At 44.6% G+C, this 7,933-nt stretch carries 7 protein-coding genes; 5 read left to right on the top strand and 2 right to left on the bottom strand.

What is annotated here, in order from left to right:
• Positions 1 to 314: GNAT family N-acetyltransferase (locus AAFP11_RS10715; RefSeq protein ID WP_341737047.1), on the bottom strand; the 314-nt coding region annotated here is incomplete at its 3' end.
• A 36-nt stretch (positions 315 to 350) separates the two neighbouring features.
• On the opposite strand from AAFP11_RS10715, the gene AAFP11_RS10710 reads away from it, so the two are divergent.
• Positions 351 to 797, top strand: coding sequence for an NADAR family protein (locus AAFP11_RS10710; RefSeq protein ID WP_341737046.1), 447 nt, complete (start codon positions 351 to 353; stop codon positions 795 to 797).
• A 33-nt stretch (positions 798 to 830) separates the two neighbouring features.
• On the opposite strand, the gene AAFP11_RS10705 is transcribed toward AAFP11_RS10710, so the two are convergent.
• Positions 831 to 1,571: a Uma2 family endonuclease gene (locus AAFP11_RS10705; protein WP_341737045.1), complete on the bottom strand. Its 741-nt coding sequence runs from the start codon at positions 1,569 to 1,571 to the stop codon at positions 831 to 833.
• A 328-nt stretch (positions 1,572 to 1,899) separates the two neighbouring features.
• Here AAFP11_RS10705 and AAFP11_RS10700 point away from each other — a divergent pair, with 328 nt between their 5' ends.
• From AAFP11_RS10700 to AAFP11_RS10685, 4 genes are all read left to right on the top strand, one after another.
• Complete coding sequence (locus tag AAFP11_RS10700) at positions 1,900 to 3,045, top strand: hypothetical protein (protein WP_341737044.1); 1,146 nt, start codon at positions 1,900 to 1,902, stop codon at positions 3,043 to 3,045.
• A gap of 528 nt (positions 3,046 to 3,573) precedes the next feature.
• Positions 3,574 to 6,216, top strand: a complete 2,643-nt coding sequence (locus tag AAFP11_RS10695; RefSeq protein ID WP_341737043.1) for a tetratricopeptide repeat protein — start codon at positions 3,574 to 3,576, stop codon at positions 6,214 to 6,216.
• A gap of 254 nt (positions 6,217 to 6,470) precedes the next feature.
• Positions 6,471 to 7,229: a Uma2 family endonuclease gene (locus tag AAFP11_RS10690; protein WP_341737042.1), complete on the top strand. Its 759-nt coding sequence runs from the start codon at positions 6,471 to 6,473 to the stop codon at positions 7,227 to 7,229.
• A 115-nt stretch (positions 7,230 to 7,344) separates the two neighbouring features.
• Positions 7,345 to 7,933: transcription antitermination factor NusB (locus AAFP11_RS10685; protein ID WP_341737041.1), on the top strand; the 589-nt coding region annotated here is incomplete at its 3' end.

Here is a 7,933-nt window from a genome sequence, read left to right as displayed (position 1 = left end):
GAACCCAAACATTCTAAGTACAGAGGTGCTGTAGCCTGTGCAATCAAATGTTGAGTGAGGTAAGTCCCCAAACCGCGATCGCGCCAATCCTTCCTCACCACCAAACTGCCCAATTCTTGCGCCCCCGCAAAGTTCCGCAACTGTCCGCAAGCAGCCAGATGCCCACCACATTCTATTACCCAGAATTGCTGCCAACGCAACTGAGTAGGATCGAGTTTTGCACTCCAAACTAACATTCTAATTGATTTGATATCTTGAGCTGCGGCTGGGCGGATGGTGCATCCTGATGGTAAGGAAGTAAATTTCTGAGTCATTAGTTTTGATATAATCATAAAAAGCTCATAAATATTATGGCAATTTATTTCTACAGCACTAGGGACGAGTATGGCAGTTTTTCTAACTTCTCTGCTCACGGCTTCGAGTTAGACGGGGAATACTGGCCAACTAGCGAGCATTATTTTCAAGCACAAAAGTTTCCCGGTACGCATCATAGCGATCGCATTCGCCAACTAAAAACACCAAAAGATGCAGCGAAAATGGGGCGCGATCGCACTCTGCCCCTGCGTTCGGATTGGGAACAGGTGAAAGATGAGATTATGAAAAAAGCAGTGCTGCGGAAATTTGAAACTCATGGGGAAATTCGCGAAATTTTACTAGCCACTGGTGACGAGGAAATAGTGGAAAATTCACCCATTGATTACTATTGGGGTTGTGGCAAAGATGGCAGTGGCAAAAATATGTTGGGACAGATCCTGATGGCTGTGCGCGAGATATTGCGATCGCGCACCCAAGACTAAAATAAAACTCACAGCTTTCTGGATTGAGGATGATTAGTTGAGAGCATTTGGATCTTCGCCCAACTCCCGCAATCTAGCCGCTAGTCGATCGGCTCGCTGGCGTTCCTGTTCCGCCTGTTGTTGAGCAGCTTCCTCCGGTAACAAAACTAAATTCCCAAATTCGTCGAAAAAACGCACCCAAATTGCTGTTTCTCGATCGACTGTTCCTTCCCAAGTTCCCAACCAAAAACCCAAGGTTTCGCACCACAGCCAACCCTGCTCATTCGCCACTAACGGTTCATAGCCCAAGCCGGGATTTAAACGCCATCCTTGCAAAGAATTTGGATCGAAAGGATCGAATATAAAATAATCAGGAGTCCTAAAAATCCGCTCATAAATATCCTTTTTTACTCCTTTGTCTGCACTAGCAGTTGACGGCGAAAGCAGTTCCACAATCACATCCGGGTAACGTCCATTTTCCTGCCAAACAACCCAACCTTGTCGAGTAGGAGTGCTGTCAACATCCATAACCGCAAAAAAATCAGGTCCTCGAAAATCTCGATTGCGAAGCTGTTCGGCGCTGAAATAAATAAACATATTACCGCCCGCAAAAAAATCGCTGCGGTGAGCTAAACCTTGCTCTAAAGAACGAATTAAAACATTCATACCTATGCGGTGGCGGTTGCTTTCCATTTCTGCACCATCATCAAAGATTAAATCAATCGGTGGCTGATTTTCTGCGAAGAACAAGTCTTCTTCTGTCAAAATTTGATCGGCAACTGATTCAACAGACATCGTACCATCTCCCGATTTAGTTTTATCGATGTTTCTATTCTACAATGTCACTTGCCCGAACTCACAGATGCGGCCATAGATACCTGTTCCACAATCAACAGTATTTTCTCTTAATTCTCTCGTCCCCAGGCAGAGCCTGGGGACGCAGATCTAGAGGCTCTGCCTCATCTTTTCCTCCGTAACTGACGAGGCAGAGCCTCTAGATATCGGTTCCCAGGCAGAGCCTGGGAACCAGTTACAGGCAAGTTACAGACGATTTACGATATACGTCAAATTTAACGTACAATAAAAACAACGTAGATTGCACAAATATAATTAAGCATACAAAATGAAAGCAAATCCAGGCGGAGAAATTGCCCCAGCAGAAGTCATGGGGCGGGACAAGTTAATTGCTGATTTGTGGGGAATTTTAGAGCAGCAAAGTGTCATATTGAGTGCCGAGCGCCGGATGGGCAAAACCTCAGTAATTAAGAAAATGCGATCGGAAGCTACCACAGATAAATTGCCGATTTATCGTGACTTGGAAGATGTGAAATCTCCCTTAGAATTTGTCGAAAAAGTCTTTCAGGATGTGGAAGCATATTTAACAGGTTTTAATCGCACCGCCAAGAAAACTCGCGGATTACTAAAACACTTGGGAGGAGCAGAATTTAGCGGTTTCAAGTTACCTGAAATTGCCGCGCCTCACTGGAAAGCATTGCTGACGGAAACGATCGCAGATTTGGTAGAAAATCAAGACCGCAGAGTCATCTTGTTTTGGGATGAAGTACCGTATATGCTGGACAATATCGGCGATGCAGCCGCGATGGAATTGCTCGATACATTGCGATCGATCCGCCAGATGTACCCCGCTGTGAGAATGGTTTATACAGGTTCGATCGGATTGCATCACGTCCTCGGCGTGCTCAGAAAAGCGGGTTATACAAACGATCCGATTAATGATATGTACGTCCAAGATGTGCCACCGCTATCTGCAAAAGATGCCACGAATTTAGCCCGCAAATTGCTGGAGGGCGAAAATATTAAAACACCGGATATTCAAGGAACAGCAGTTTTTATCGTCGATGAATTAAGTAACATTCCTTTCTACATTCATCACTTAATTGTTAAACTCAAATTGCGCGGTGGTTCAGGGGATATCGCAGCAGTTAAAGAAATAATTGCTGATTGTTTAGATGACCCGCTGAATCCTTGGAGGATGGAACATTATCGACAACGACTTGATAGTTACTACGATGACAAACAGCGTCCTTATGCTCTGAATTTGCTCGATATTTTGGCGGCGGCTGATGGGGCTTTGTCCTTTGATGAGTTGTTTCAGGGGATTAAGCAAGAGTCGGAAACTCAAGATAAGGAAATGGCGCGGAAGGTGTTAAGGCTTTTGGAGCAAGATTACTATATTTATAAGCAAGATAGCAAATATTTATTTCGCTATCCGTTGATTCAAAAATACTGGAAATCCTTGAGATGTTGATATTTAATCTCGTGGTTAATCCGGCGGTTGAAACCGCGGCTACATAAACAAAGTCCACCTTCGTGGACTAAGAGTTTTTACTCGTTTTTTACTCGTTACCAGGCAGAGCCTGGTAACGCAGATCCGGAGGCTCTGCCTCCAATGTTCTTTTCGGAAACGAGGCAGAGCAAGAGTGACATGGGTTCCCAGGCTCTTCCTAGGAACCAGTTAAAAACGAGGCAGAGCCTCTAGGCAATGGGTTCCCAGGCTCTTCCTAGGAACCAGTTAAAAACGAGGCAGAGCCTCTGGGCAATGGGTTCCCAGGCTCTTCCTAGGAACCAGTTAAAAAAATGAGGCAGAGCCTCTAGGCAATGGGTTCCCAGGCTCTTCCTAGGAACCAGTTAACCAATGACTTCTTCAGTCCTCTTTCAGAGGACTTTCGCTATTAGCCAGGGGTTTAAACCCCTGGCGGACTAGCGGGTTAGCGGAGAGACTAGCGGGCGGCCAGACTAACGAAATAACCAACAAAATAACCAACAGAATCAACCCATGAAAAACACAATAATCTCTCGATTTACCCCTAGCTTGATGGCACCAGAAACCCTAGAAGCCATCCTCGTCCAGCGTCACCAACTAGCCAATTATTTAGTAGATAACATCCGAGAGAGCGCTACCACAGATAACAGACATTATCAACTGCTAATCGGGCCGCGCGGCATTGGCAAAACTCACTTGGTTTCTCTGATTTATCACCGCATTGCGAAGATGGAGGATTTGCAGGATAAATTGCTAATTGCATGGCTGCGGGAAGAAGAGTATGGGATAGCATCTTTCTTGGATTTATTGATTGCAATTTTGCGCGCTATTGGTAAAGAATATCCGGCAGAATATCAGACTGAGTTACACGATGCTGTGGAAGGGCTTTATGAGTTGTCGCCGGAGGATGCGGAATCTGTGGCGGCACAATTGTTGAGAGATTTTGTGGGAAAGCGCGTTTTGCTGTTGATTGTGGAAAATTTGGATGATGTGTTTGGTGGGTTGGGCGATATCGGACAAAAGGAGTTTAGGGCTTATATTCAAAATAATAGTTTTTTTACTATTTTGGCAACTTCCCAAAGTTTGTTTGATGGCATTGAAAGCCGTGACAAACCTTTTTATGGCTTTTTTTATCCTCACAATCTCAATGAATTATCACTCGATGATGCTGTAAATTTATTAAATCAGATTGCTAGCTTGGAAGGCAAGACAGAATTAGCAGCTTTTATTCAAAATTCCACGGGGCGCAATCGGATTAAAGTTGTGCATTTCCTGTCTGGGGGCAGTCCCCGCATCTATATGGTTTTCTCCGATTTTTTGGTAAACCGCGAATCTCTCAATGGACTGGTGGAAGCATTTATGGCGATGCTGGACGATTTGACGCCCTATTACCAGGATCGGATGAAATATATCTCGAATCAGCAGCGCAAAATAGTTGACTTTTTGGCAGATTTGCGACGCGCGGCCCCGGTGAAAGAAATTGCTAAGCGCTGTTTTATCTCTCAACAAACTGCATCAAGTCAACTGAAAGATTTGCGGCAAAAGGGTTATGTGAAAACTGAAGAAATCGGGCGAGAGTCTTGGTACGAATTGCGGGAACCGCTGATGCGTTTTTGTTTGGAAGTGAAGAAGCAGCGCAATGAACCGGTTAGATTGTTTGTGGATTTTTTGCGGGTTTGGTATACGAAGGCAGAGTTGCAGCAGCGATTGGGATTGAGGATGGCGGATGTGGATTTTGGGGACAAGGAAAGTCGTTTTGAGTATTGGGAAGATTTGAAGCCGATTCCTCATGATGCTGTGATGGAACGAGAATATTATCGGCGGGCGCTGGAGGAGAAGGAGAGAAATGAGGAAGATCCGCGTTTCAAGGCTTATTTTGATGAAATTGAAAATTGTCGCGAACAGAAAGATGATGTTTCAGCTTTAGAATATGCGGAAAAATTGGTAACAAGTCGCGGCGAGGCAAAAGATTGGTCGGAAAAAGGACGTTGCTTAAGTAGGCTGGAACGTTATGATGAAGCTTTAGAATGTTTAGACAAAGCTATTGAAATTGATTGTAATTATGCTAGGGCTTGGACTTATAAAGGTAATGTACTTAAAAATATAGAACGCTATGATGAAGCTTTAGTATTATACGATAAGGCGATCGAACTTGACCAAAATGATAATTTAGTTTGGTATTGGCGAGGCGATGTACTCGACAACCTCAAACGCTATGATGAAGCTTTAGTATCTTACGATCGGGCGATCGAACTAGATGCCAATTATCAGTGGGCTTGGGCTTTACGAGGCAATCTACTCAACAGCCTCGAACGCTATGATGAAGCTTTAGCATCTTACGATCGGGCGCTCGAACTAGATGCCAATTATCAGTGGGCTTGGGCTTTACGAGGCAATCTACTCAACAACCTCAAACGCTATGACGAAGCTTTAGCATCTTACGATCGCGCGATCGAACTAGATGCTAATGATCCGTGGGATTGGCGTAGGCGAGGCAATGTACTCAACAACCTCAAACGCTATGACGAAGCTTTAGCATCTTACGATCGCGCGATCGAACTAGATGCTAATGATAAGTGGGCTTGGTTTCAGCGGGGCTGGGTACTAGATAATCTCGGCCGGTATGAAGAAGCTTTAATATCTTGCGATAAGGCGATCGCACTTGGTTATCAATCTTCATATGTATTCTTCAATCGCGCCATTGCCATTCTCGGATTAAATCGTTGGGATGAAGGCATCGCCGCCTTAGACGACGCATTCCAACGACTTGAATCAGATGACGAAGCTAGTTCGGAAGATGCCGAATTAATTATCAGCACCCTATTCACCAGCAACGATCCAATAATATATCAAACTCGCATCACCAGCCTAATTGCAGTTTACAAAAAACACAAATATCTCTCAATCTTAGGACAGGGAATTGTGCGAAACATCCCCGCGCTAATGTCAGAAATGGTCAGCGACAAAGCCGCCCGCACTTGGTTAGAATTGTGGCAAGAACCAACCAGCAACTACGAACAATTCCAAATTTCCATCCGCCTGCTGAATGCCGCTGTCCGCTATAAGGAAACCAAGGGCGACAGGCGAGTCTTGCTAGAACTTCCCATAGAAGAACGCCATTTATTAGAACCGTTGGTATCAGGAAAAATAGAATAAGTAACACAGGATTTACGCACTCCGACAAAGAAACCGGGTTTTTCACCAAATCTTCGAGTACGAACGAAGTATTTTCGTAAAAACCCGGTTTCTCGGCCCCCATGCACTCCGAATAAAGAAACCGGGTTTTTCACCGAATCAGTCGGTTACAACGCATCTTTTCGTAAAAAAACCCGGTTTCTCAGCCCCATGTGTAAGTCATATAAAATAGGTATAAAATAGAAATTAATGCTACTAGCAATGGAGTCATCCCCATGACAACAACAATTCCCACTCAAACTTTGCCAGCAATCATCTACCCAGACAGCGACGGAAAACCCATGTCTGACAATACCAAACAGTTCCAATTAATCGTAAAAATTCAAGGCGGAATAGATGCCTTATTCAAAGACAACGAAAATGTCTTTGTAGCAGGTGATTTGCTATGGTATCCCGTCGAAGGAGATAACAAAACTCGCCAAGCACCTGATACGATGGTAATCTTTGGCAGACCAAAAGGTTACAGAGGTTCCTACCAACAGTGGCTGGAAGATAATATCGCGCCGCAAGTTGTCTTTGAAATCTTCTCGCCGGAAAACCGCATGAGAGAAATATTTAAGCTGTTTAAATTCTACGAAAATTATGGAGTTGAAGAATGCTATTTCTACGATTTAAAATATAATGAGTTAATAGGTTGGGTGCGAAGTGATGGAAAACTCAACTATATTGAATCAATTGAGGGTTGGGTAAGTCCGCGTTTGGAAATTCGTTTTGAAACTGCATCTGGAGACTTGGAAATTTATCAGCCTGACGGACTGAAGTTTTTGTCTTATGTGGAGTTGTCAAGACAAAAGGAATTAGTACAACAACAAATGGAATTAACACAGCAACAAATGGAATTAACACAGCAACAAATGGAATTAACACAGCAACAAATGGAACAAGAACGACAGGAGAAAGAGTTAGTACAGCAAAAAGCCGATCGCCTTTCAGAAAAACTCCGAGAAATGGGCATAAATCCAGAGGACATTTGAGATTATAATAGTCCTCCAATCACGGGCGATCGGAAACCGGGTTTTTCACGCCCATCTGCGGGCTGTAACGCGCTTATCGTAAAAACCCCGGTTTCTAGGCCCCCATATCTTAACTATGCAAAATCCTCGCCAAATAGCGTTTCTCGCACTCCGCGAAGTCCACCGCCGTGGTGCATTCGCAGATGTCGCCCTCGATCGCACTTTTCGCAATTCTGAACTCACTGACCTCGATCGGCGTTTAGTGACAGAATTAGTCTATGGTAGCGTCAGGAGAATGCGCGCGATCGACTTTATCATCGACAAACTAGCCACAAAAAAATCCTCCCAACAACCGCCAGAACTCCGCACCATCCTACATTTAGGCTTATATCAACTCCAATATCTCAACAACATCCCCCCCTCCGCCGCCGTCAACACCACAGTTCAACTAGCAAAAGAAAACGGCTTTTCAGGACTCAGTAGTTTTGTCAATGGTTTGTTGCGGCAGTATATTCGTGTAACCCCCCCAACCCCCCCTTATCAAGGGGGGGCTAAGATTGCTCCTAATTCCCCTCAGCAACCAGAGACTAAAACCACTTCTAATCCCCCCCCTTACCAAGGGGGGGCTAGGGGGGGTTTAAATCCCCAACAGCAACCAGAGACTGAAACCACCTCTAATCCCCCCCCTTACCAAGGGGGGGCTAGGGGGGGTTTAAATCCCCAAC

Source organism: Microcoleus sp. CAWBG640 (genome assembly GCF_020883015.1).
GTDB lineage: Bacteria > Cyanobacteriota > Cyanobacteriia > Cyanobacteriales > Microcoleaceae > Microcoleus > Microcoleus anatoxicus.
The sequence above is the reverse complement of the archived record's forward strand: the minus strand, read 5'-3'. Positions and strand labels throughout refer to the sequence as shown.

Bases quoted from the DNA above. Each gene is read 5' to 3' on its own strand.
- AAFP11_RS10690 (WP_341737042.1), top strand. From the start codon at position 6,471: ATGACAACAACAATTCCCACTCAAACTTTGCCAGCAATCATCTACCCA.
- AAFP11_RS10695 (WP_341737043.1), top strand. From the start codon at position 3,574: ATGAAAAACACAATAATCTCTCGATTTACCCCTAGCTTGATGGCACCA.
- AAFP11_RS10710 (WP_341737046.1), top strand. From the start codon at position 351: ATGGCAATTTATTTCTACAGCACTAGGGACGAGTATGGCAGTTTTTCT.
- AAFP11_RS10705 (WP_341737045.1), bottom strand. From the start codon at position 1,571: ATGTCTGTTGAATCAGTTGCCGATCAAATTTTGACAGAAGAAGACTTG.
- AAFP11_RS10700 (WP_341737044.1), top strand. From the start codon at position 1,900: ATGAAAGCAAATCCAGGCGGAGAAATTGCCCCAGCAGAAGTCATGGGG.